The 24,843-nt window shown below is 36.6% G+C and carries 18 protein-coding genes and 1 pseudogene; 2 read left to right on the forward strand and 17 right to left on the reverse strand.

The window, feature by feature from the left end; translation table 11 throughout:
• Position 1: 1 nt before the first annotated feature.
• The 12 genes from ACSFXN_RS03685 to ACSFXN_RS03740 form a co-directional block, all read right to left on the reverse strand.
• Positions 2–394: a hypothetical protein gene (locus tag ACSFXN_RS03685; RefSeq protein WP_437148833.1), complete on the reverse strand. Its 393-nt coding sequence runs from the start codon at positions 392–394 to the stop codon at positions 2–4.
• A 696-nt stretch (positions 395–1,090) separates the two neighbouring features.
• Positions 1,091–3,019, reverse strand: a complete 1,929-nt coding sequence (locus ACSFXN_RS03690) for a hypothetical protein (RefSeq protein ID WP_437148834.1) — start codon at positions 3,017–3,019, stop codon at positions 1,091–1,093.
• A 142-nt stretch (positions 3,020–3,161) separates the two neighbouring features.
• Positions 3,162–3,965 (reverse strand): hypothetical protein, encoded by an 804-nt coding sequence (locus ACSFXN_RS03695; RefSeq protein WP_437148835.1) that lies wholly within the window; start codon positions 3,963–3,965, stop codon positions 3,162–3,164.
• 11 nt (positions 3,966–3,976) lie between these two features.
• A complete protein-coding gene (locus tag ACSFXN_RS03700; RefSeq protein ID WP_437148836.1) occupies positions 3,977–7,408 on the reverse strand; it encodes a hypothetical protein in 3,432 nt (1,143 codons plus the stop codon).
• A complete protein-coding gene (locus ACSFXN_RS03705) occupies positions 7,392–8,279 on the reverse strand; it encodes a DUF4007 family protein (RefSeq protein ID WP_437148837.1) in 888 nt (295 codons plus the stop codon). The genes ACSFXN_RS03700 and ACSFXN_RS03705 overlap by 17 nt, the downstream gene beginning before the upstream one ends.
• A 74-nt stretch (positions 8,280–8,353) precedes the next feature.
• Positions 8,354–8,872, reverse strand: a complete 519-nt coding sequence (locus ACSFXN_RS03710; protein ID WP_437148838.1) for a hypothetical protein — start codon at positions 8,870–8,872, stop codon at positions 8,354–8,356.
• Positions 8,873–10,858, reverse strand: coding sequence for an AAA family ATPase (locus ACSFXN_RS03715; protein ID WP_437148839.1), 1,986 nt, complete (start codon positions 10,856–10,858; stop codon positions 8,873–8,875). It lies immediately after the preceding gene.
• A 12-nt stretch (positions 10,859–10,870) separates the two neighbouring features.
• Entirely contained in the window at positions 10,871–11,044 is a 174-nt protein-coding gene (locus ACSFXN_RS03720; protein WP_437148840.1) for a hypothetical protein, read from the reverse strand.
• On the reverse strand, positions 11,031–13,205 hold the full coding sequence (locus ACSFXN_RS03725; protein ID WP_437148841.1) for a DEAD/DEAH box helicase family protein: 2,175 nt from the start codon (positions 13,203–13,205) through the stop codon (positions 11,031–11,033). The genes ACSFXN_RS03720 and ACSFXN_RS03725 overlap by 14 nt, the downstream gene beginning before the upstream one ends.
• A gap of 680 nt (positions 13,206–13,885) precedes the next feature.
• Positions 13,886–14,212 carry a nucleoside triphosphate pyrophosphohydrolase gene (locus tag ACSFXN_RS03730; RefSeq protein ID WP_437148842.1) on the reverse strand — a complete coding sequence of 109 codons (327 nt, stop codon included), beginning with the start codon at positions 14,210–14,212 and terminating at the stop codon, positions 13,886–13,888.
• 26 nt (positions 14,213–14,238) lie between these two features.
• The gene (locus tag ACSFXN_RS03735; RefSeq protein WP_437148843.1) at positions 14,239–17,130 is read right to left on the reverse strand and encodes a DUF3427 domain-containing protein; all 2,892 of its coding nucleotides are present in this window, start codon (positions 17,128–17,130) and stop codon (positions 14,239–14,241) included.
• A 24-nt stretch (positions 17,131–17,154) separates the two neighbouring features.
• Positions 17,155–17,559, reverse strand: a complete 405-nt coding sequence (locus ACSFXN_RS03740) for a (deoxy)nucleoside triphosphate pyrophosphohydrolase (RefSeq protein WP_437148844.1) — start codon at positions 17,557–17,559, stop codon at positions 17,155–17,157.
• A 178-nt stretch (positions 17,560–17,737) separates the two neighbouring features.
• On the opposite strand from ACSFXN_RS03740, the gene ACSFXN_RS03745 reads away from it, so the two are divergent.
• On the forward strand, positions 17,738–18,175 hold the full coding sequence (locus ACSFXN_RS03745; protein ID WP_437148845.1) for a hypothetical protein: 438 nt from the start codon (positions 17,738–17,740) through the stop codon (positions 18,173–18,175).
• A gap of 151 nt (positions 18,176–18,326) precedes the next feature.
• Here the strand turns inward: ACSFXN_RS03745 and ACSFXN_RS03750 are convergent, their stop codons facing one another.
• From ACSFXN_RS03750 to ACSFXN_RS03770, 5 genes and pseudogenes are all read right to left on the reverse strand, one after another.
• On the reverse strand, positions 18,327–19,493 hold the full coding sequence (locus ACSFXN_RS03750; protein ID WP_437148846.1) for a glycerate kinase: 1,167 nt from the start codon (positions 19,491–19,493) through the stop codon (positions 18,327–18,329).
• A 92-nt stretch (positions 19,494–19,585) separates the two neighbouring features.
• Complete coding sequence (locus ACSFXN_RS03755) at positions 19,586–20,953, reverse strand: 2-hydroxycarboxylate transporter family protein (RefSeq protein ID WP_437148847.1); 1,368 nt, start codon at positions 20,951–20,953, stop codon at positions 19,586–19,588.
• Between the two features lie 136 nt (positions 20,954–21,089).
• A complete protein-coding gene (locus tag ACSFXN_RS03760; RefSeq protein ID WP_437148848.1) occupies positions 21,090–22,193 on the reverse strand; it encodes a tartrate dehydrogenase in 1,104 nt (367 codons plus the stop codon).
• 168 nt (positions 22,194–22,361) lie between these two features.
• Complete coding sequence (locus tag ACSFXN_RS03765; protein WP_437148849.1) at positions 22,362–23,024, reverse strand: GntR family transcriptional regulator; 663 nt, start codon at positions 23,022–23,024, stop codon at positions 22,362–22,364.
• A gap of 498 nt (positions 23,025–23,522) precedes the next feature.
• Positions 23,523–23,792, reverse strand: a pseudogene (locus ACSFXN_RS03770) (HU family DNA-binding protein); the annotation flags it as partial.
• A 132-nt stretch (positions 23,793–23,924) separates the two neighbouring features.
• On the opposite strand from ACSFXN_RS03770, the gene ACSFXN_RS03775 reads away from it, so the two are divergent.
• Complete coding sequence (locus ACSFXN_RS03775; protein ID WP_437148850.1) at positions 23,925–24,821, forward strand: LysR family transcriptional regulator; 897 nt, start codon at positions 23,925–23,927, stop codon at positions 24,819–24,821.
• The last annotated feature ends 22 nt before the right edge of the window (positions 24,822–24,843 follow it).

Raw genomic sequence — 24,843 nt, forward strand, 5'->3', positions numbered from 1 at the left:
TTCAGGTGAAATAATTAAGAACTATTTTACTCGCTTTTCTTTCAAAATAAGCATGCAGTCGATACTCTGCTACCTCTTGTGTCCATTTATAAAAGATTTCATTTTCTTCGTAAGATGGTTCCAATTTGAATTCAAAGATGCCCTTCTCAAAAGAAACAATGCCGTCTTTCGCACTGCCGCTCCACTTGGTCATTGGCATCTGCGAAATTAAATCCGCTATTTTCTTTTGATCAAACTTCCGAAGCCTCTTCCCCTGTCCATCGCTGAAGTCGATATTCATCCGGTATTCCTTTTGAGTTAAGTAAGTATGAAAGAACTGCGCCGCTTCTTCCGGAGTAATCGGCTCAAGCCATGTGTCCGTTCCTTTTGAAAGCATATAACTTAAGACAACCATTTTATAATCTTTTTTTTTAATCCGATGACAAGAGTCTATTATCAAATGATTTACATGGACTGTATGAGAGATATCTAATAGACATACGTAATTCTTTCGACAATTGAATAAGAAAAAGAAGCGGCTAACAGGCATATGAAACACAGTACATCTATTGTAATCAGCGGTTCCATGACATATCCAGCTCCGCTGGAACGTCAACTGGACGAAAAAGACTTCCGCCCCCCGGACATTTTCTTCCAGATTGATTTGGACTTCCCCGTCGCTAAACGCGTGATGAAGCTTTTGCCCAGCTCACAGCCGAGCACATCGGCAATTTCCCGGGCCAATTCCGGATTTGAATTTAATATAAAAAGCTTAAAGTTTCATCTTAATTGATAAAGTAATGTGTGGTCCTCCCTTGAAAAGGTTTATTTTATGAAACATGAAAGCTAGGTGTTCATTATGAATGTAATAACTATTGTTTAATCTGTTCCAGTTCCCTTTATAATAACCTTTTGCTCAAATAACAACCAATAGTTAAGGAGTGTTTTTAATTTGATAGGTTGCTTAGTGTCAAAATTTTAATTTAGCATTTATATAGCTTAGATGGGCTCATCTTATAACTTTGAAAGTAGAAGGTAGATGTAGTAATCTTCCCAAAATTCCAATTCTATTTTATACAAGTATATAGCAGCTTTCTAGATAAAATTGTAATTAGATGTCTGGCACTTCTCCTAGAATCGCTTTTATAAGTTTATCAAAGTAGTATTTATTAATGATAACTTTATTCCCTTCTATTTCAGATTCTATTAGAATATCTAAAGCACTTTCCGTAATTGAATAATCAATTGCCGGGAGATTTTTAGTATCTTCTGAATTGCTCTTTTCGACTTTTTTTAATTCGTTGTTACTTTCTTTCTCATCTTCTAAAGGATTGTAAGTATACTTTTCTTTTATATTATTGTAAATTCCTTTTAACACACCTTCATTTAATCTTAGTAAAACATATAAATCCTCTCCATTAATATATTTATTTGGAAAAATATTCCTTATATCATCTTCTAATTCTTTAAGAGTTAAGCCTAGTTCAGAAGCAATGTTTTGAATAGAAATCTTTTCAAATAAACCTATTTCTATTAAAGTACAAAATAGCACTTGAGGCTCTTCTTCATTTATTAGAGGAAAAAACACATCCTTGTATATATATTTAAGAGTTTCTTCATCTATATAAAAAATTGATTTGTTTTTACTCTCAATAAAATAGTTGTTTTTAGGTTCCATAATTCTTCTTAAGATTTCTACATAGAAATTTTTAAGATGGTTATTAACTAAATACTCATCTATAGGCTTATAGATTTCTACAAAGAATTCAGATTTAATTTTATTCAAATTATAATTGATTCGTTCTCTAAAATTATCTTTCCATTTATTATCCCATTTTATATAGTTTTGTCTTTCACTTCCTATATCGGCTAAGGTTTTTTCGTGTTCAATAACAGATGGAAGATTCGAAAAAGAAAATTCCTCTTCTTTTATTGCTATTGCGTTTTTTTCATCGCTAAAATTTCTATCGATTTCTCCTATACTATTCTTTAGTGAGGTTATTCTATTTATCAAAGAGCTATCATCCAATTTAATATCAATAAGCATTTTCGCATCAATGTGTGGAAATACATATAAAATTGGTTCTTTCTTTTTTTCTTTTTCATCTATAAACTTTAATAACTTAGTATCGATAAGCTCAAATCTTACTCTTTCTATTAGACCTAGTTTAACTAGGTCATCTATTCTCTCTATATAAAAAGATTCATTTTTTAAAGGATGCATTCTTTTAAACTTTACTTTTAAATGATCATGCCTCCATAGAAAGGCCGGCCTACCAACAGTTAAACTAAGATCTACTTCTTTATGTAATCTACACTGTGAAACTAATAATGAGTAAGTATAAATTAATTCAGTATCGTTAAAAAACCGGTAGAATTTATTATTCTTGTCTAACTTCTTCAGTTTTTTAACTTCTTCATTTAAAAAACTTAAAGTTTCATAAAATCCTTCTTTAGTCTGTAAATTATTCTGAATTGAGTTTCGAATTACTTCTTTCTCTATAATTTCATCATTATCTTTAGTATTTTCGATTTTTGATATATCTTTATTTTTAATCTCTACTTCTCTTGATAAACGATTCAATAATTGCTCATCTAATTTCTCAATAATTAAGTAAGTATCTTGTTTTATTTTTTTTGGTTTCAATCTCAAATAGTCGAGATTGTTACTTCCTAGATATTCGTTAGCTAAAGTATCATATGAAATTTCATTAAGTAATCCAACATTAATAAGATATATCTTTATATCTTTAATCTGACCCGTTGAAATTTGATTTTTAATAGATGAATCATAAAAATCTTTAAAGATTTTTTTGTCCACTTCAATGACTGATTTATTTTTATAAGTATAGAAAACATCTGGTGGCAGCTGAGATAATTCTTGCAGTAATTTATTATAGGGTTCTTTTAGTTTTTCTTTAACTAAAAAATTATTCAATTCTTCATATAGTTCTTTAAAACTATCCGAATTAATTAAAATACAATTAAAGCTAATAATTTCTTTTACTTTTGCAGCGATATGATTCTTTTTTTTCGTCAAAAAATCTCCTCCTTAATACATCTATTTATTTTTTTCTTTTAGTTTTACTAAACTTGTTACACCCTTAGATAAATTTATAGCCACCCTATGTAATTTAAAACTACAATAGTGTGGCTAATACAATTTCTACAAAATCAATTTTTCAGGAAAATGAACATACACATGGAACAGTTTCATCAGGAATTTTCAAGAAGTTCTCGACACCTTCACGATCCATACGCTCCCTATATTCACGTAAGGTATAAGGGCCACCGTCTTTTTTCAAAATAGAAACATTTTTTTCAAAGTCTCTTCGGAAATTCTCTTCCATTTCTTCTTGTAATGCATAACGTTCTGGCCATACGTTGTAAAGTTGTGCATAATGCTGGAAGCCTCCACGTACACAGCGTCCTCCACAGTTTGCATGGGAGAATCCCATAGCATACATTCTCGGAAGCTTAATGCCCCATTCCTCTTCAATAATAGACTTTACATCTATATCTTCTCTAAAAGTTTCTATCATCGGGAATCTAGTCTCAATCGGCTCTAACGGGCGATGAGAATAAAATTCTCTTAAGTTATCAGACCGGTGAGTTTCATGTGGTCCAATACCGAAATAAAGAACAGGTTCCAAATTATGAATATCCCTTAATTCTTCAAGGAATACAATAGTTTGTTGGACTTTCAATTCTTCTGAGCATTTAGCTAAACGTGAGTTCCCTAAAAAACGATAATCGTAAAAGACTTCTTCAGGTGTTCTGCCGTCTACCCGCTCTGTAATTTCTACTCCGATATAGTCTGCTACTTCATACATGAAGCGGTAATTGTCTTCATCTTCCCAAAGGGTATTTGTAAAGAATAAGATACAATTTTCTTTCCCGTGGGCCTGAACCATTTGATAAGCCACATATGCGCTTGAAGCTCCACCGCTATACATAGCAACATGCACTTTTTGTCTTTCCACCATGACCCCTCCTACTACTCTATATACTCGTCAAGCAACTTGAAGACAAGGTATTCTATTTCTTCTCTAGGAACACTTCTTCCAGCATTGTTTATGATCCGGTTTACGTTTTCATATACTGTCTTCGCTTTGTTGGATAGTTCTACTTTTTTGATGGACTTTTGTGAATCACTGTAACCTAACAAAATCGTGTCACTATCATCGGAAGACATTTCCATATCCCTATAGTCATTCTGCATCTGTCGTTCAAATAAATCAAATGTTGTGTCTGACCAATTTCCTAATTCTACACCTGTGTAACTAAGAGCAAAGTTTTGTATAAATTTATCAACCTCTGCACCTATAGACTTTAGCAACCGGTTTCGTTTCCCTAGATTTGCAGAAAAGGTCTTGCGTTTCTCTGTTAATCCCTCTAACGAATCGACATTAAAGGTTTCAAACAATTTAGCAGTCACTTCATTTTCAAATTGTGCAAAATGTGCTTCTAGTTCCTCTTTCCTTAATATTAATGCTTCAGATTTCATAAACTTATCCTTAAGCATTTCCAAACTATTAATCGGATTTACTTCAATTTTTCTAACTATATTTTTAAATTCTAGCAAATCAGCGTCTAGTTTATCTGTAGTTTGAGTATGGCGTGGTAACTGTCTTAACCAGTTTAATAGACCGCTGCTAGCTTTGATGACAAGCGTTTGCTCTTGTACATACTCACTTTCATAAGGCTGGAATGTCTTTTGCACACCTTTTACGAAGCTTAAAAATTCTGCCGAATAATCATTGAAAACGTACTGATATTCCGCCGGTTCTTTAAACATTCCATATAATTTATCGGCATCCACCGCTGTCACGTACATGCCGTTTCTGTAGAACATCAATTGTTCCCATACATCTCTTAATAACCCAGCAAATAACAAAGGAATTAGTGGCTTACGAATACCGAAAGGATGAGAAGTGAAAATGTTTTCTATATCAAGAATAGAGGCTTCCTTATTGTTATTGATAAACTCGACTAATGATTGTCTGAGCATTCTATACGGTTCATAAGTAACTTGGTTTAAATTACTTAAATCAAGATTATTGTTTTTAAATACTGTGGCATAGATTAAATAGTCAGGTCCTTGGCCTTCGATTCCTAACCGTTCAAAATTCGGATTTCTTATAACATTATTCAACACCGTATACATTGCTTTAGTCTGCATTCCATTTAAATTTCTTCTATTTATAGAATCATTTCTAATTTCAGGAGTGTGCGGATACATTTCATACATTATTTCACTTATCTTATTCTCTAATCGAACTTGATGATTTACAGCTAGTTGAGCACCCTCATAGAACCACTTTATATTCTCTTGGAAATTTTCAAAATCCTTAAGGAACTCTCTAATTTCAAATTGAGTTTCTGCCAACAAAATACTAATTTCCTCATCTAAACGAGTATGCTCGGAAAGCAGCTTTTTGTTCGAATAAATGGATTGTAAACCAATCAATCTGTCTAAAGAAGTTCTAATAGATTTAAACTCCTTATTAGTTATAGAGAAAATGATTCGCTTGTCTTTAATAGATTCAATTGTAGAGATGGATTTAGAATAGGAAACTTCATCAGCAGGAATTACGTAATAAATATAACCATCTGCATCAAACGTAATTTTTTCTAAAAAACCTTCTTCTAGTAATTGCTCTGACGTTAAAAGATTAACTTGCATAAAGCGAGTAATATTTATCTCATCGTTATAATCTGTTGCAAGGTAAAATTTCTTTTCGAGAAGTTTTTTTAATGCTTCTAAACGATTTTCATTTGTAACTTTTAATACCGTTCTTTCCTCATTCAGCAATTCATCAACTAGAACAGAGCTGCCCTCATTCAGTTCCCATTGCCCAAGAATGCGATTAAAACGAAGCATTTTCTGCTGCACTAATCGATCTAAATTCAACTTCAACTCTTCTAAAGTTTGGCCAGTTCCAAACATCAATAGTTCATCATTTAACTTCACAACATTAGTTGCGCCCGATAAATCCCATAAGGTAATTATTTTGAGCAAATCCATTTGTCCTTTGTTCTGTTTGGTTGTTCTCATTTTGTTGGTAATTTTAGCAAACGTCTTCAAAGATCCAAAGGATTCATCTCCTAGAAACTCATTCATTGAATTTTGAAAGAAGTAATCAAAAAGCATATGAGGGTAATACATTCCCTCTGTTTCTTTCGCTACGAAATTAGTTAAACCGCCTGTTTCTTCACTCTCAAGGAAAGTGAACAATGTACGTTCGTTTTGCCCAAACACACTTGACAGTCTTGGAAGCAAAAATAATGCCAACGGATGTAAAGGATAAGAACCTTCTACAATCAATTTCTCTGTTTCCTGATGATTTAGTTCACTGAATAAATTATATTTCTTCAAAATCCACTTGGAATCCGCCGATTCAAGATTAAGCAACATCAATTCTTCTTGCATATTTTTTGTATATTCTTGAGCAATACGGTAAAAGGTGGCTTTATCACTTTCTACGAAATACGTTTTAAATCGCTTTTCAATCCTTTGAAATTCCGCTTTAAATTCTTCATTATGCCCTAACATATATTGAGACATGTTTTTATGCGATATAAGCAGAAGTTGAAGGGTATTCTCACTCCGGTTAGCCACTTCAGCTAAATCTTGTAAATCTTGCATCGTGTTATAAATTTGCGACATTTCCAATGACTGGAGAAAGCGGCCAAATTCATCGTATACAATGAAGATTTTAATATTTTTTTCTTTTAATTGAGCAATAATATGAGTAATTTTATCGATAAAATTAGCTTCATGGTCCACTTGGAATTTTGCGCCTGCGCTTAAGACAGAGTATTCTTCTACGAACCATTCTATCTCTTCTTGGTTATTGGCATTGAGTTCTTTTTTCCATTGAATCAATGTATAGCCACGGTTCTTTAAAGATTTTTTAAACAGGCTAAGAGTTTTCGGGAATACTAACTCCCAGTTTTCTAATATGCTATGAATTTCTTCAATTTCTCCAGGGATATCTATTTGGAAGCCTTCATTTTTTACTGACTTGACAATAGAATTTATAATCGTCCTGCTAAATGGACCTTCATTCCCTGAAAGGACAACTGGGACAAATAACGCATTCGATTGTTTAGCCGCATTTAGTTTTTCAAAAACTTCCTGATCCACATCTTTAAATCTATCTATTAACTTATTAAAATCCTGATCATTGATTTTTCTCGAGAAAATATCAGCTACAATAGTAGCTGCTAATGATTTTCCACTCCCGTAAGGTCCTATCATAATATGAGCATTATTTTTTCTTTCACCCAAGAACCCCCCAATAATACCTTTCAAAAATTCTGCATGAGAAGGGGTAGGCAAATAGCGTTGAACAAATTCTTTATTTCCAATGTCAAATTTTAAATTAATACTGGTAGTGAATGCTTTTTTACTTTGAGTAATCATAAAATTTTTCTACCTTTCGCTCGTGCTCATAATAAATAAATTCTTCCGGCGAAACTTCAGGAAGACGAAGTGTATCTAAATTATTAGTTCTTGTAAAAACTGCTGGATATTCTGGATGCTCTGTCCATTCACTGATTAGGCTTACAATCGAAGATCTCTTCATATTAAATAATTTTCCTAATAGCTCTTCTTTATGTACCAAATCGTCGATGCTGATAGCACTTAAGTTTCGTCCTTGCATATACTTAAGCAAAGTATACCCTACTAACAATAAGTTACTTTCATCCATTTTTGCCTCTTTTTTATAGATAACTCCATTATGTTCTTCTAGTAAGTTTAGCTTGTATAATGGACTTAATATGACTTCCTCGGGATCTGCTGTACTTCCACCACTCGTGTAGACCTTAATTAAGCAGTCAATATCCCGTTTCAAAGAATTCTCGGATATCACACGTTTTTCACGTTTCTGAACCCAATTAATAAGTTCAGCTAGAACGTCCTCCCGAGTGAAAGCGGTTTCCGTATATATATTGAAAAACCAATACCAAGTAGTGCTGACATCTCTATTTGTGGCTAAAGAGCGGTGCAGCAGTCCTGCAGTATTGTAGTATTTTATAGCTCGATCTTTTTCTTTAATAAATTTTCCTAAGGAAGTAATTTGATGATATTTCTGATTATTATCGCGGACTTCCTCGAATAGTTTTGTCGCTATTATCCAATGCTTCAATGATTGAACCATATTCTTCCCTAATCCCATTTTTTCAAAAGCATCCTTTTCAAAGAAAAAGGAATTATTTACCTCTATATTTTTAATAGCTTTACTAAGCCATCTATCACGCAAATAGAAACTTTGATGTTGACTGTAACCCATCTATGCAACCTTCTTTCAGTGGAGCGAGTCTCCAGTAAAAATTTTTTAAAGAAAAAAGACTTATTGTCTTTTTTCTATAGAGTATCTATTAAATGATCAGCAGTATCGGGTTCTATTTCTTCGTTTCTGCTTTTCATAAATTCAAAAGCATTTTTCATAAAATCTTCTAGAGTAATACCATTTCCAATAATTTTATCATAAAGTATGGTAATTCCTCCCAAAGCATAGGATTTAAATAATTCCAAGTTTTTCTCATGTCGGTCAGAAACATCGCTATTAGAGTCATCTCTAAAAGCACGATTTATCTTATCTTCAAGAGATAAATCGGCAGAATCATCCAAAATCATAATTAAGCGAAAAATATAATCTAAGTTCGCTCTTTCTTTATTAATAGCTGCCGCTAATATATTCGTCTGTATATCTTTGTATTGCGAGTCCTTATCTCTCTCTTCTCTAACATTATAGATTAAGCCTATAATAGCTGCATTCATAAATACATCCAAGTTTCGATTAAATAGTTTAAGTTCTGTATTTGCCAGTTCTTTAACATATTGAGCATGTTTCCCATGAAGGTTTATGTCATCTGTAAACATTTATTTCACCTCTTTTATTTCAGTAAGGACTTCAGATTTTTTATCCAAGTAATATCTCTTACCAACTTTTTGTCCCATAGATTTTTCAGCATAGTTCCAGTCTTTGGCCATAACAATAAGCACTAGCTGACTAGTTACCTCTGGCAATACTTTTGATATATTTTCTACATGTCTTTCGTCTGCATTTGAAAAAGGAGCATCTAAAATTAATGGATAATCTTCTGCATCCTTTTCGCTTGAGTTAACATCATCATTTAATTTTTCTTTTGCCATATCTACTAAGCCTGAAATAAAAGCAAAGTTTTTAACTGTCTCCAAACCTTGCGATTCATCTGTAATTAATTCCTGCTCTGAACTTGTAGTTATTAAAGTCACTCTGTATCTATCATCTACCTTAACTTTCCTCTGGCCGTGATAAATTCTAGAAAAGTATTCATTTACTTTTTCTTCAAGTTGTATTCTTATATCATTTTCTCTAGATTTGTACCGTTTTTCTACCCAGTCTTTTATAGCATTAGCATATGCCATGTACTCTAATATTTCATTGTTTTTTTCAGTTGCCCGAACATTATTGTTATAAATTTTCGTATTCTCTTCTATTAGTCGATCTTGCTCCCAAATTTGTTTTAATATTCCTTGTAGTTGTTGCTCTAGTTTTCTTATCTTGTATTCAGTATCAGTTAAGTCCTCTTGATGTTTTTTTGCTGAATCTTGATTAACTAGACTTGACTTGATCTTTTCTAGTTCATCAACTAATCGAGCAATCCTGCCATTTCTCTGCACAACGTTTTTATAACTTGATTCTAAGTTAGAATAATAATTTTCGGAAGAACTGATCATTATTTCCGTTTTATCTTTAAAGTTTCTAATTAAGTTTCCGATTGACTCTGGCGGTAAGAAGTTGATTTCCTCTAGTAAATGAGAATGCGCGCCATTTCCTTCAGTAACCTCAGCTCCACACACGCATTTTCCTCTAAGAATAATGTCTTTGATAGAATTTGCGTTCATATCTTTAATCCCTTTATCATCTACTTTTGCATCATGTAAGTCTGTTAATGCTTGTTTCATCAAAGGTGTAGCTAAATGTATATAGGTATTCGCTTTGAAATTACTCAAGAATTGTGTATTTTCATCAATTAAAAAGCTCTTTTCATAGCCTAATTCCCGTTGCTTTTCATCGCGCTCTTTTTGTAATTTCGCACTAGATTCCAATCCTCTTAACGTTTCCTCAATTCTCGCTTTAGCTGCAATATAATGCTCTAACTCTTTAGTTTTTTCTTTATGTTGATGATTCAAATTCCCCTTTTTATCTTCAGCTTCTTGCATGATAATTAAAGCCTTATTAGCTGATTGATTTCCTTTTAGGTTTAAACTTGCATTAAGTTTTCCTAGCAAAGTATAGCTTTGAGTTTCTTTTCCAATATGATTAAGCGTGTTCTCTAGAACAGTTAGTCCTAGTATTCCCTTTACCGCATCTGTCACGTCTGATTTAGTAGTTATATTACCAAATCTTTCGGTATCGTATAAAAAATAAGACGAAAGACTTTCTGGTAAAATTTCTCCTATTTTTTGTTCTATATCATGAACAGAAATTGTTTGGCTTTGTCCATCTTTTTGTTTATACGACATGCTGACTGTACTGCCACCTACTGGTTTAACTTCATTGTTCTTTACACTAAACTTAAGGGTTCTAGTAATGAAGTAAGTTATTCCGTGATGTTGTAATTCAATAGAAACTTTTACTTCATCATCCTTTTTTGAAGCCAACATATCATAAGCAGCTATCGTATTTATCAATGCGTCTTTACTCTTGAAATTTGCTTGACCATATAAACACCACAAAAAAGATTGTAAAAGAGTGGTTTTACCGCTTGTATTGTCTCCTAGGATTAAAGTGATGTTTTCTTCTTCCAATGTAGAAAATTCAATCTTTTTTGTATTTTTAAACTGTCTAAAGTTCTTTATTTCTATACTGTTTACAATCATAATATTACCTCCTTAATACTTCTTGTTTACTTCCTCAATAATGATTTTCCTCAATTCTTCTACCATTAATTCTTTAGGGTTTTCTTTAGTTTTTACATTATTTTTTTCAGCTCTTATGATTCTTATTTTCATTATTTCTAATCTCTTTTTATCAATTGAAAATTCATTAAGGTCAAATGAATTCATTATATTCTTCCTCCTCCTTATTTAAATTGTAATTTTCTTTTATTTCACTAATAAGCGTATCAGCTACAGATGAATTTTCAGCAATTGCAGCAAAATCTTTCATCCGCTCAATTTCTCTTAATGGCAAAGATTGCATCGATTGAATTTCTTCTGGAGACAAATCTCCTATCAGTTCAAAAGGAAGTGGCAGAGTAATAAAATCATATATTACAGCATGCTTTTTCCCTTTAAATTTTCTAAGAACGCGGCCTCTTCGTTGAATATATTCTTTAGGGTTTGTACTGCTTGCCAAAATGAATGCAGTTTTTATACTTGGTATATTCACACCTTCGTCCAAACAACGTATTGCAATCAAACTTTGAAGATGATCTCCCCGAGAAAACGCTTTCTTCAATTCTTCCCGTTCTTCTGCCGGCTCCTCTGAAGTGAACTTTGAAACTTTAAAGTCTAATTTATTCCCTAAAAGATTTGTTACAACATCAATTTGGCGCCGTTCTTCTTCATCACTGCTTCCTTCACGATAGTCAGGATCATTTATTGTCGTTGCTCCACAATAAACCAGAATATGGGAATCGTCTTTATACTTCTTAATTTCATTCTCAAGTTTCAAAATTTTCTCTTGGGCGCCTGCAACAATTCTTGCTCTTTTTAGCAACAAGAACTTTGCTGATTCAGAAAAAGTAACTTTTCCACTTTTATCTTTTCGTACCGCTTTAGCAATTTGTGAAGTGAGTTCTTGATACTCCAGTAATTCATCGGGAGTAAGGAATACCGGGATCGGATGATAGTAATAAGGTGTTAGCATGCCATTGTTGATGGCCATTTCTAAAGTATATTCTATGCACTTTTCGCCAAAATAATTGAAGAGACTTTGTGTTCCTTCTTCATCGTTATGTCTATTGATGGTTGCTGACAGCGCTAACCTGTAATGCGCATTGGGTAATAACTTCGTTTGCAAATGCTCTGCACCAAAATTATGAGCCTCATCCACCATAAGCAACAGATTACCTTTTACTGATTTCAGGAGCTTCTGTACATAATCAGAAGAAAAAGTTGCATTAGTAGTTACTAAACAAAAGTGGTCTGTCACTTCCAAATTAAAAGACTCGATTTGCTGCTCAAGCCTCTTTTTCCATGATTTTTGTTTAGACGCCGAATGAGCAACTATGGGCTTCATATTGAATAGTTCAATATCTTCGACCCATTGATCCACCAAGTGCTGATATGGGCACACTATCACTACAGCTAACTTATACCTTAGACTTTTTGCTAGTTCTGCCACGGCCCCTAATCCGGTTATTGTTTTTCCAGTGCCGGTGGCCATATCGAAAACACCGTTATATCCATGAATCTCCCATTTTTTTATCGCTTCTAATTGGTATTCACGCAGATGTACCTCGTCAGGAACAATTGGCCCGTTAATTTCTTTTCGCTCTTTTAAAGCACTCTTTATAACATATTCTTCTTGGGCGTCTAGAACTAAATCAATCTCTTCAACTTTATAGCTCTCTAATTTTTCTTTTGCGATGTCTGGAAAGTCTATAGTTTCAATATTTTTAGCTTTGCTGTTCCAAATTTGATCAAATGCTTCGTCTTTAGCTTCGACCCTATCTTTTTCGTGCGTCCAAGAACGAAAAACATCTATAGATTCGTAATTATGTGAGAATGCAGTGCCAGTTTCATTTAAGGAACCTGAAAACGCGATTTTATGTCCATCAGAGTCCTCTACAATCCCCATTTTTTCATGAAATATCCCTATACTTTTATTGTCTTTTATTAAGGCAATTTTAATATCAATGACTCCATCTGAAATTAAGTTTGCTAATAAATTTAAACGCTTTTTTGCAAAGTAGTCTGTTTCTGTATTCAATGAAACTAAGAGTTTCTCTTCTATCACTTCTTCTCTGCTCTTATATCCAAAGTGAATCGCTTCAATATCTTCTTCTGATAATCGAGGGGAAGCAATAATTCGCACTTTCCCTTTGTTGCGAATTAAACCAGCAAGACCACGAGTAATTTCTATTAAAGCAGTGGAAGAAAAGAAACCTACAGCTCTGTCATACCTAACCGCCTTTTCAAGAACCGGTATGTAAAAATCATTAACCATATTATCTGTGAAAGAGCGATATTCGTTTTTGATGTTGATATCTTGTAAGTTCATTTGAAAAACCTCTTTACATAGAATAAATTCATTTTAACTAGGTTATTAGATAGAAAAATACTTTATATTTATGAAATATGTATTACACTGATTTTATTAATAATAGTTCTTTTTTCGAATTATAGTAATTATTTACATTTTCATTATCCTATATACTGAATACTTTTAAAAGTATTCTTTGTAATATTTAATTATTTTTTATTTTTAAGAGTGCTAATTTATTTAATAAAAAAGACAATCAATAATGATTGTCTTTTTTAAAAATTATCAAATTTCTAAAATGCTTCTTTCCTGGATTTAAAGTTTTTCTTTCTTATCTCTTCTTATATCAACAAACTTTACTATTTTTAATTAAGTAACAAAAGTGATTGTGAATATTTAAAAAGTTTATCTGCTTTTCCGACCCTGTAAACTAGCATTTTAAGATTGGAATAATCTTCCTCCATTCTTTCGAATGTAGAATTTACAAATAATGATTGTTCAAAAAACTTTTTAAACGCTTTAGTTTACTTGACATAGGGATTATCACTGGCAAGCAATTTAAACAAGACTTATTTTTCAATAGCTATTATACAAGGATATTTTCTTAATTCCGGACTATATAGTAATCTAATAGGTATCAATCACTTTTTCGACTTTCACTTCAAATACATACAAATCGTAAAGTGACCAGTTCCAACTTAGTTATCTTCAACCTCGATTAGGAATATGCGTTTTTCGAAACCTCCACGTTTTTCTGCTTTTGCTATGCGGACATTTTCTAATTCCTCAAAAGAAGAACCATGGATTTTTGTAGCTGCATGAATGAGTTCAAGAATATCAGCTAATTCCTCAATTCCTTCTTCGTTAGTTTTTGCTTCTTCATACTCCATTAGTTCTTCTCTTAATTTCTTTTTCAACTCGATTTTGTATTCTTCTTCTCCTAGAGTACGTATCGAAAACTCTTTTCCAGTCTTCTCAATCACTTCAGGTATAGCATCACGGACTAACTTATTATAAATAGGCATACAGTTTTTCCTCTCTTTATAAAACTTTAATTTTCTTCACTAGTAATATAATGATACAACTTACTCTCCAAACTCCTCTCCAACACCATATTCATATGCACCACAGGAATCTCTTTCCCATTCTTATCTTCCATCGTACTCTGCTCAGTCATGTTTTTATCAGGAACAACTTCTCCTAAGTAGTAGAAATCTCCGCCTTCATCATCGTCTTTTTTCACAAATAGATGCAGAGCAATGCCTTGTTCTTTTGCATTGATAATTTTAATGACTTCTTCAGATGCTAAAGTCCGGTTACTTCTTGTCGACCATTTAAAGACCTCTGGATTGATAAAACCCTCGGTGTACGCAACACTGGATTCGACTTCGTCGTGTTTATGGTAAGTAACGAAGATTGGACACGTGCCATGCTTGGTTTTGTAACCATAGATTGTAGAGCTTTCGTCATTTGGCCAGTTTAATAATCGGCAAGCATCTTTTCTTGTGTACTTTTTATACAGAGTTAATGGTTTCTCACAGGAATACTGTTCACTAAGAGTTGCTGCACTGTTTACGATATCGATCAGCATCTCTTTAAATGTAGGATTAGCATTTAAACGCTCTGCAATTTCTAAGTTAAAAGACAAGATATCTGCTGATTCAAATAAGACGAGTGGTTTGTTTCCATACTTCTTCTGAGTTGCTTCAGTGTAAAACGAAAGATCTAAAATACGTTCTACTGATCTAATCGTTTCTTCATTTGTAATGCCCCCTTGCGCCTTTAACTTCTCGAGATACTTCTCTCTTGATATACTTCCTTCATTTAGAAGTAAATCCAGTAACACCACTTCATGCTTCCGCTTACCGTTTAATAGTTCCTGAGAAAGCATCGTAATGACTTGTTCTTCATAAGTTGACAAGATCGGTTCGATTTCTTTTAACTTCACTAAGAATTTATAGTAATTCACATACTTTTGTACGATCACAAGCGGATCTAGAGAGTTATGAATGATAAAGTCTTGTAGTTTTGGAATTTCCCCAATTCTATTCTTGAGTTCGATATAAGCATCGCGCAATAGCTTCATATCGGTTAAATTACTGCGCTTGATGGCATTAAAGACACGTTTTTTTGCGATTTCTTCAAAGTTCACCGTAGAAACACCTTTGATATAACTGGTATCTTTCATATGTCGACGGATATTGTCTTTGTTTTGAGAGCGATCTCCGGATAAAGCGACTGGAATGAGGTAATTGTTTTTATAATTCCCAATGAAATCGATGATCGTTACATATTCTTTCGATCCGTGCTTTCGCAATCCACGACCTAATTGTTGGATAAAGATGATGCTCGATTGCGTTTGACGCAGCATGACCACTTGATTGACACTCGGAATATCGATTCCTTCATTGAAAATATCCACGGTTAAAATATAATCGAGTTGTCCTTGTTCTAAACGCTCAACTTGGCGGACGCGCTCTTCTTGAGAATGATCGCCTGTTAAGGCCACCGTTCGAAGTCCTCTCTTATTCAACTCTACCGACAGCTTTTCTGCTTCGTCTTTTCTGCTGCAGAACATTAATCCTCTTACTTGGTCACCGGAATGACCATAATAATAAATTTTCTGGAGAATATGTTCTACTCGTTCTTCGGTTACGAGTTTTGAAAAAGCAGTCGTTTCATCAATGACGCCTTCTTCATATTCAATATCGGTGACTCCGAAATAATGAAATGGACAAAGCATATCTTCTTCGAGCGCTTCTTGAAGGCGGATTTCATAAGCGACATTGTAATCGAATAGTTCATAAATATTAAAATCGTCTGTTCGTTCAGGCGTAGCGGTCATACCCATTAAAAATTTTGGTTTAAAGTAATCGATTACTTTTTGATAGGACTTGGCCCCTGCTTTATGTACTTCATCAATTAAGATATAATCAAACGCTTCGGGATCCAGTTGTCGAAGTGTATCTTCTTTTGAAATGGTTTGAATGGTCGCGAACAAATACCGAGCATCGGTTTGTCTCGAAGAACCGGATAAAATGCCGAAATCTTCTTCCACACCACCTAGTATTTGAAGAAAATCAGATTTAGCTTTTTGCAAAATTTGCTCGCGATGAACGATAAATAACATCCGTTTTGGCGCAAAGCTGCGGACATCAAATGCCGATAAATACGTCTTCCCGGTTCCCGTTGCAGAAATGACCAGACCTTTATCATTACCTGCTTCTCGTACGAGTTGAATTTCTTGCAGCGCTGCTTGCTGCATTTTATTTGGCCTAATTTTCAAAGCCTCTTCAATAGCGTTTGTTTCATACACTGCCGGAAAGTCTGTGACTAGGCTTGCTTCACGATTATTTGTAGGCGGCACATATGAAGATTCATAGCGTTCGATCCACTCGTCTGTTAATGGAATTGCAGTTCCCCAGACTTCTTCAAATTGATCGTTGAAATGATTGACGATTTCGCCATTTTCGAGTGAAGTTAGTTTTACGTTCCATTCGTAATTCACTTTTAACGCGTTAGCCGTTAGATTAGAGCTGCCTACGATTAACGAATGATGGGTTTCGTGATTGAAAATATATCCTTTAGAATGAAAACCTTTTTTATTCGCCAAACGAACTTCGACATTCGTGATTTTTAGAAGTTCTTTAAATACTTTTGGCTGATTAAAGTTCAGAAAAGTAGACGTTAAAATACGACCTTTTATTCCTTTTCGCTCCAGATCTAAAAAATGCGATTTCAATGTAGCCAAGCCACTTTCTGTCACGAAAGCGACTGAGAAAAGAAAAGACTGACAATGATCAAGCTCTTCAAGCAAGGCGTTTAAAACATTTTCTTTGGCATTGTTAACTAGCAACGTTGGCTTAAAGCGTTCTCCACTATGTTGAGTTTGATCGATAAAACCTTTATATAAAGAGTCTTGTAAATTCTGCAATAAATTCATTGTCGACCACCATTCGTTTTCTTCTTAGTTCTGTTCCACAAAAGTCTTCGCTATTTTTTCAATCGCTGGAATATCGGCAGGTGCCCATTCAAGTTGTTCTAATTCATCAGGTCCCAACCATTTGATTGCTATATGTTCTGTTAATACCGGCTTCCCTTGTAATAACTTGCAATAGAATGTGGTCAAATGCACATTACCAAAATCATATTCATATACGGTATGTTCTACTTGTTCGCCGATTTCGATTTCACAATGCATTTCTTCTTTAATTTCACGCTGCAACGCTTCTTGCGGTGATTCGCCTTGTTCGATTTTGCCTCCTGGGAATTCCCAAAGCCCTGGTAACGCTTTTTCTGTCCCTCGCTGCGCGCAGAGAATTTTATCGCCGTCTGTGATGACTGCTCCTACTACATGGATATTCTTCTTCATAAATTCTTCCCTCATTTCATCAACTTATATTAATACTTTTCTTAATTCATTATATAACTCTAGTTCCATTTATTTGAATTTATACTTATAATTAGATCTAACCTAACCTACTCCATCTAGTTATAATCTACGCGTTTTATTCTAGGATATCTACTCTAATTATAAAGGAGCATATCAAATGAATGACAAGCAAAGTTCCATGAGCGTTAATAAACAAGTACTAACACATGATCTAAACTTGAAGCAGCTTTCAAATACAGCTGTCTTTCTGAGAGACCGTTTTTTTGTACTTTCCCCATCCGCTCAAAATCAGCATAATTGGTTTGACTTGAGTAAAGTGAATATTGACCGTTATCAAGAAAAATCGTACAAAGGATTTTTGGTTATTCGCTTCTTTAATAAGTTCTTAGTGGCTGACCTAGACCGCTTCATTCGTGAAATGATGCCAGCAGACCTATATGTTCTCCCCAGTTCCGGTCGTCCGCACTGGAAATTCAATATAAAATTTTCAAATTCAACTCATTACATAATCAATCAGCAAAATTCCACTAAAGCTTATCCAGTACGAGAATTCTCTGTAAAACAATTACAAGACTTGATCAATAAAAGAGCTTAAGCTTTCTTCTATATAAATAGCGCATCAGGGAAGCCCTGATGCGCTTTACTATTGGAACACCTTATCTCTATACCGATTCGATTACATCATCAGTAATCAGGATCTAATTAGAGTATCTCAATCTTGTATTAGTTAGTGTGCCGGAATGCCTCTACCAATTTTGCAGATTTCTCTCTTTTTTAACTACGCCCTGAATCAACCCAAAAAGTTGCTTCGCCGTGCCTTTTAAATTATCAAAAGCCACTTCAGAATCCATCGCTTCCTCCAGAGACATTGGGGCATTCGAAATGGAAAAACAAGCAGTGATTCCAAGTCCGTTCAATATACTGGCATCTGCAGGAACTGCCCCCGCCAGCGCGATGACCGATATGCCTTTTTTCGCTGCCAGTTGGGCCACACCAAGTGGCGCTTTGCCCATAGCGGTCTGGTCATCCAATTTGCCTTCTCCGGTAATGACAAAATCAGCACCTTGCATTTTCTCTTCCATGGCGGTGAGATCTAAGATGAGTTCAATACCCGATTCAAGATCCGCTTGCAGGAACCCGGAAAAAGCTGCACCCAGCCCTCCGGCAGCTCCTGCCCCGGGCAAGTTCTGTAAGTCGATACCGAGCTGCTCCCATACGACCTCCGCAAAATTCCTAAGCCCCGCGTCCAGAGATTCCACCATTTCCGGAGTCGCCCCTTTTTGGGGTCCGAATATGGGGGCAGCACCGGTCGGGCCGTACAGCACGTTATTGACATCACAAGCGATTCTGAAATGGCAAGTTGCCAGTTCCGGAATCACTTGGCTTAAATCGACAGACCGGATCTTCTTCAGCTCTTTGCCCCCGCTTCCCACTTCTTTGTTTTCCTCATCCAGGAAACGGAACCCGAGCGCTTGCAGCATCCCGACGCCTCCGTCATTTGTAGCACTGCCCCCTAAACCGATGATAAACTCCCGGCATCCTTTTTCTATCGCATCCAAAATGAGTTGCCCTACGCCGAATGTAGTGGCAAGAAGAGGGTTTCGCTGATCTAAAGGCACATGCACCAGCCCGCATGCTTCCGCCACTTCAATTACGGCTGTATTCCCGTTTGTTAAAATCCCGTAACGGGCATTTTTTGGGACTGATAGAGGTCCCGATACTATAGTTTCGATAGAGTCTCCTCCAACTGCATGCAACAACGCTTCCACTGTTCCTTCGCCGCCGTCCGCCAAAGGCAATGTGACAATTTCCGCTTGAGGGTAAACTTCTTTTATTCCCAGTTCAACCGCTCTGCTGGCTTCTATAGAAGAAAGGCTTCCTTTAAAAGAATCGATAGCTATTAACACTTTCACGATGAACACCTTCCTTTTTCATTTGCTGTTAAAAAAGCTCAAACCTTAGGAGATAAGATTTGAGCTTTTTCTATTCACAAGATTCCGTTAATTTAAAGCAAGATTGGAGCTAATATGGACAGGATGATCAACATCAATGCTCCGCCAATCCGAGAGGAGATTTGCAGGAATGGCATTAACTCCATCCGTTCACTTGCACTTAGTACCGCGATATCACCGGATCCGCCCATATCGGCCATGCCAAGACCTGCAGAAATGGCAGATTCAACAAAGTAAAAACCAATAAGCAATCCGATAAAACCGGCTCCTAATGTAGCGAGGACAACTGTCAGTAATGTTAATGCCATGTAACTTGGATCTGTTACGATTCCAAGGACGCTTTTGAAGTCAATCATCCCCGCACTGATGGTTACCAATACTGCCGGAACCCAAGCAATCGAGATGAATTCGTACCAGTCTTCAGAAGATTTCTCAATACTCTCCGGCAATACATTGAAGAGTTTTAATGCTGCTGCTCCTAAGATGATCCAAACATAAGCATGGAGGCTCGGCACGAAGGAATTTATAATTTCCCCGAATACAAACAGCCCTGATGCCAAAAGCAAACCAATAGCCAAGTTCTTCAAGGACAGCGGCAAAATGCTTTCTTTATCTTCTTTGGATTTTTTCCCGGAATTTGCAGTAGGTGTTCTTAACAATTCCCCGTGCCCTGTGAACTTAGCGGAAAGCGGTTTTTTTCGTTTCCCTAAGCCATTCAATCCACCCGCAATCAGAATACAGATCATATTGCCGACCATAACTGCTGGAGCAAGTAAGGCTAAATAAGAAGCTGGATCTCCGCTGCCGCTTGCAGCATAGATTTCAGCCATCGGCACAGCTCCCGCAGCCATTCCGCCGCCCATAATCGGGCCTACCACAAAGAAAACAGTTTCCGAAAATCCGAATCCGATTAAGTGTCCGACTCCTCCTCCGATTAACAGAGCAGCAAATACTCCCCCTAGAAGCGGCACGAAAAATCTTGGTCCAGTCTTCAATAACATTTTCCGGTCCATGCTCAAGATGCTGCCGACGATCAAACCGGTTACAACCAGTTCAGCAAATCCCCACTCATTGTAGAAATTGTCGGCCAACACTGCAAAACTCTCGGGGATTAATCCCCAATACAAGAATAATGCCGGGATCAGGATGCAGAGAATAGGTCCCCCGCCGAAAGTTCCGAAGACCGGTATGCTGTTGCCGATCCACATCAATAACCCGCCTAAAACCATTGTCACTGCCAGGCCGCTGACAATGTTGCCGGGCAAGAGTTCCATGTACATACCGATTAATACGACCGCGGCAATCGCTAAAAATACAGGCGCCTCAATCCCCGAAATTTTTACCCCTCTTAAACTGAAACTTTTGCGTTCCTTGACTAAAGCACCGGTAGCGCTGACTTCTTCGATATTTTTACTGCTCATTCATTTCACCCCTATTCTTTTAATGAAAAACATTAAATTAAATCCAGAATAATTCAAGTAAGCGTTTACACCTATGAGCTAAAGAAACAGAAAGCCTATAACCCCTCCGTGTCAGGTGGAGTTATTTCCTTTCCTTTTAAACCTTGGCAACTCCGTTGGTTTCTTCTTTCACTGCTTTAGCTTTATAGTTTTTTATCCGCTTGACGATTTCATCCGTCACTTCTTTCGTGGTATTCGTACCGCCGATGTCCGGAGTCAAGAATCCATCATTTGTCACGCTCTCTACGATATCCAGCAAAGTCGATCCCAATTCTTCTTCTCCGAAATGGTCTAGCATCATTTTGGCCGTCCAGATTTGTCCGATTGGATTGGCAATCCCTTTGCCGATAATGTCAGGTGCAGATCCGTGGACCGGCTCGAACATCGATGGATATTTCCCGTTGACGTTAATATTTGCTGCTGGTGCGATTCCGACGCTTCCCATTATGGCAGCTCCTAAATCAGTCAAAATGTCACCAAATAAATTGCTTGCTACAATGACATCAAATTTATCGGGATGTGTGACGAAGAAAGCTGCAAGTGCATCGATATGCTGAGAATCGGTTGTGATATCCGGATAATCTTTCGATACTTCTTTAAATACTTTGTCCCAGAAAGGCATTGAATAGATAATTCCGTTTGATTTTGTGGCGCTTGTGACATGTTTGCCTCGTTTGGCCGCCAGTTCAAAGGCATACCGCATCGCTCTTTCTGATGCTTTTCTTGAAAATACAGCGTTTTGAATGGCGATTTCATCTTCATCTTTGTAAATGTTCCCGCCGATGGAGCTGTATTCTCCTTCGCTGTTCTCACGGACAACCATCATATCAAAATCTTTGGGATTCACTAAAGGCGAGCGAACACCTTTTAATAGTTTTGCCGGCCGTATGTTGATCACCTGTTCAAATTCGCGGCGGATTTTAATCAGCATGCCCCATAACGATACATGGTCCGGCACCAATTCTAAATTTCCGACTGCCCCTAAAAAGATGGCGTCAAATTCTTTTAATGTGTCCAACCCGTCTTCCGGCATCATGACATTATGTTCCAGATAATACTCGCAGCTCCATGGAAACTCTGTGAATTCAAACTTCAGGTTTCCGTGCAGTTCTGCAATTGCATGCAGAACTTCTGTGGCTGCAGGCACTACTTCTTTGCCTACTCCATCTCCAGGAATATTAGCGATTTTTAACGTTTTCATTTGGCACCATCCTTCTTTAATTTTGGTCGACCGTATCTGGTCGACCGTTTCACTAACTTGAATACTACTAAACAAAACTGTTAAAAGCAATACCTTTTCCCAAATATTCAAAATATAATCCATAAATAAAAAGCGTGAGGAAAATTTCCACACGCTTTACAGCTTTGATTATTGCTTTAATACTTCCATCAAATGATCTACGTCCATCTGCAAATGTTCCAGCATGGCCTGATACGCTTTTTCTTCGTCTCTATTTTTAATATGGACAAAGATATTGGAATGCTGTTTCAAAATCTCATTGGCACGATTTTCTCCCTGGAAATTCATGATTCGGAAAAAGTACATCAAAGACTTTAAATCTTTCACTTGCTTCTTTAAACGATCGTTTTTTGTGTACTCAATGATCAAATTATGAAAAGCTTCGTTCATTGAGATAATGGCATTGGCGTCCTGTGATTCTTGAATTGCTGCTTCCGTTTCTCTTAGCAGATTTTCAATTTCAACCACTTCGTCATCTGTGGCTTTTTGAACCATCAGTTTTATCGCAAACGATTCCAATGCTTTTCGGCAAAAGTAAATTTCTTCAACATCTTTTAACGTAGGCTGGTAGACGATCATCCTCGACTTTTCATCTGTTACAATCAAGCCTTCTTGTTCCAGCATTCTGATAGCTTCCCGTACCGGGCTTTTGCTGACGTTGAATTCCTTCGCCAGCTGATTTTCGACGATTCGGTCTCCCGGCTTGAATTTCCCTTCGAAAATCATCGCTTTGATGGAATGATAAAACTGTTCATAATAAGGGACCGGTTTTTCTATCATAAAATTGCTCATACATTCACCTTCTTCTGCATTTTGCGGCGTCTATCATTTTTTTAAACAAAGGATGTTTACAATCACTTGTAAACATCCTTGAAGATTCTTAATTTACTTTAAATCTTATCATTCTTTATAGTGTTCTACAATTAAGCATAAATTTCATCCTGTACAGGTATAGAGGAGCGTCTGAAACATCCTCTGCTCTGGCTTCTTTTTGACAAATCATAGATACTTCCGGTAATTCCCTCTCAAAAACACTTCTTCAATCTGGCTCGTAAAGACCTTCGTATTCAAAATCTTTTTCCCGATCAGCCGGTTGACAATCATTTCAGCTTCCCTGAAATCCAAATCCAGATCTTCTGCAATTTTCTTTACTTCCACAATGGTCAATTCTTCCGGATTTCCGCCGGCTGCCTTCGCCTTTTTGCTTTCTTCAAATACATAAGTCAGGACACTGGCTTCTTCTTCATTGAGCTTGCCCGTCGAAACGAAGTTCTCGATAAAGCTTTTTTGGTTGATGATGTCTTTCAGAACTTTCGCTGCTTTAAACTGAGGTGCTTTTGAAGCGGCGATGGTGATTTCTTCTCCTGTTTGCGGATTACGGCCTTTGCGCTCTTTCTTTTCGGCAACTCCAAAAGCGCCGAAGTCGTTGATTTTTACTTCCTGGCCTTTTGTTAAAGCTTGGGTGATGCTGCTGGTGATTTCATTGACCACTTTTGCTGCCTGGTCTTTCGTGATTCCGCTTTTATGTGAAACGGCTTGGATCAGTTCTTTTTTGTTCATCGTGTTCCCCCCTGTTTATAAAGGCGCATGCTGCCTTTTTCTACTATCCTTTATTATACAATTTTAAATATGGGAATTGTGGAAATAAGGGCTTTCCGGATGTAGTATAATTCGGTTAAGGAGTTGCTTGCTATGGATGAAAAAGACTGGCTGATCATTACGACCATCTATGAGGAAAAGAACATTACGAAAGCGGCGAACAAACTCTTCACTTCCCAGCCGGCGATTACGTACCGGTTGAACCAGCTGGAGGAGGAAGTCGGCGTGCGCCTCATCTGGCGCCATAAGAAAGGCATCAAATTCACGCCCCAAGGGGAATACGTGGTGCAATACGCCAAGGAAATGCTGATGAAACTCCAGCAGACGAAAGATTACCTGCTCAACACGAACGAAGAATTTGCCGGCATGATCCGCTTGGGCGTATCCAGCAATTATGCCCGCTTCATCCTGCCCGATGTCTTGAAGGAGTTTTCCGAGAAATACAGCAACGTCCAGTTCAAAGTGTTTACCGGCTGGAGCTATGAAGTGCTGAAGGAAATGGAACAGGACAATATTGTCCTTGGGATTGTGCGTGGCGATATCTACTGGCAAAGCAATAAAGTGCTGTTGAACCGGGAGAATCTGTGCATCATCTCCAAGAATCCCATCGACTTGCCGAGCCTTCCGAAAGAGCCGCGCATCGTGTTCAATACCGATCCGAAGCTCCAGCAGATGATGGACAGCTGGTGGTACAGCAACTACTCGCAGCCTCCGTCCATCAATATGGAAATTGATAATATCGAGACGTGCACGAAGCTTGTCTCGAGAGGCCTTGGCTACGCCATTGTCCCAGAACTTGCCGTAACCGATATGGCCGATTTACACAAAGTGACCTTGCGAGACCAAAACGGGCAGCCCTTCGACCGGCCCACTTGGCTGATCTACAAAGAAACGGATGTCCTGTATCCCGCAGTCCAGAACTTCATCGACTTTCTGATCGCCTCTTCCGCCGCTGATGAAACGGAATCAGCGGATAACCCGTCGTTGTAAACGGCTTTCTCGGGAAAGGTAA

The sequence above is a fragment of the Planococcus sp. 1R117A genome, assembly GCF_051417975.1.
GTDB classification, from domain to species: Bacteria; Bacillota; Bacilli; order Bacillales_A; family Planococcaceae; genus Planococcus; species Planococcus shenhongbingii.

What these genes read in the sequence shown, in the direction of transcription:
- ACSFXN_RS03685 (WP_437148833.1), bottom strand. Translation starts at nt 394, where the DNA reads ATGGTTGTCTTAAGTTATATGCTTTCAAAAGGAACGGACACATGGCTT.
- ACSFXN_RS03695 (WP_437148835.1), bottom strand. Translation starts at nt 3,965, where the DNA reads ATGGTGGAAAGACAAAAAGTGCATGTTGCTATGTATAGCGGTGGAGCT.
- ACSFXN_RS03700 (WP_437148836.1), bottom strand. Translation starts at nt 7,408, where the DNA reads ATGATTACTCAAAGTAAAAAAGCATTCACTACCAGTATTAATTTAAAA.
- ACSFXN_RS03705 (WP_437148837.1), bottom strand. Translation starts at nt 8,279, where the DNA reads ATGGGTTACAGTCAACATCAAAGTTTCTATTTGCGTGATAGATGGCTT.
- ACSFXN_RS03710 (WP_437148838.1), bottom strand. Translation starts at nt 8,872, where the DNA reads ATGTTTACAGATGACATAAACCTTCATGGGAAACATGCTCAATATGTT.
- ACSFXN_RS03715 (WP_437148839.1), bottom strand. Translation starts at nt 10,858, where the DNA reads ATGATTGTAAACAGTATAGAAATAAAGAACTTTAGACAGTTTAAAAAT.
- ACSFXN_RS03720 (WP_437148840.1), bottom strand. Translation starts at nt 11,044, where the DNA reads ATGAATTCATTTGACCTTAATGAATTTTCAATTGATAAAAAGAGATTA.
- ACSFXN_RS03725 (WP_437148841.1), bottom strand. Translation starts at nt 13,205, where the DNA reads ATGAACTTACAAGATATCAACATCAAAAACGAATATCGCTCTTTCACA.
- ACSFXN_RS03730 (WP_437148842.1), bottom strand. Translation starts at nt 14,212, where the DNA reads ATGCCTATTTATAATAAGTTAGTCCGTGATGCTATACCTGAAGTGATT.
- ACSFXN_RS03735 (WP_437148843.1), bottom strand. Translation starts at nt 17,130, where the DNA reads ATGAATTTATTGCAGAATTTACAAGACTCTTTATATAAAGGTTTTATC.
- ACSFXN_RS03740 (WP_437148844.1), bottom strand. Translation starts at nt 17,559, where the DNA reads ATGAAGAAGAATATCCATGTAGTAGGAGCAGTCATCACAGACGGCGAT.
- ACSFXN_RS03745 (WP_437148845.1), top strand. Translation starts at nt 17,738, where the DNA reads ATGAATGACAAGCAAAGTTCCATGAGCGTTAATAAACAAGTACTAACA.
- ACSFXN_RS03755 (WP_437148847.1), bottom strand. Translation starts at nt 20,953, where the DNA reads ATGAGCAGTAAAAATATCGAAGAAGTCAGCGCTACCGGTGCTTTAGTC.
- ACSFXN_RS03760 (WP_437148848.1), bottom strand. Translation starts at nt 22,193, where the DNA reads ATGAAAACGTTAAAAATCGCTAATATTCCTGGAGATGGAGTAGGCAAA.
- ACSFXN_RS03765 (WP_437148849.1), bottom strand. Translation starts at nt 23,024, where the DNA reads ATGAGCAATTTTATGATAGAAAAACCGGTCCCTTATTATGAACAGTTT.
- ACSFXN_RS03775 (WP_437148850.1), top strand. Translation starts at nt 23,925, where the DNA reads ATGGATGAAAAAGACTGGCTGATCATTACGACCATCTATGAGGAAAAG.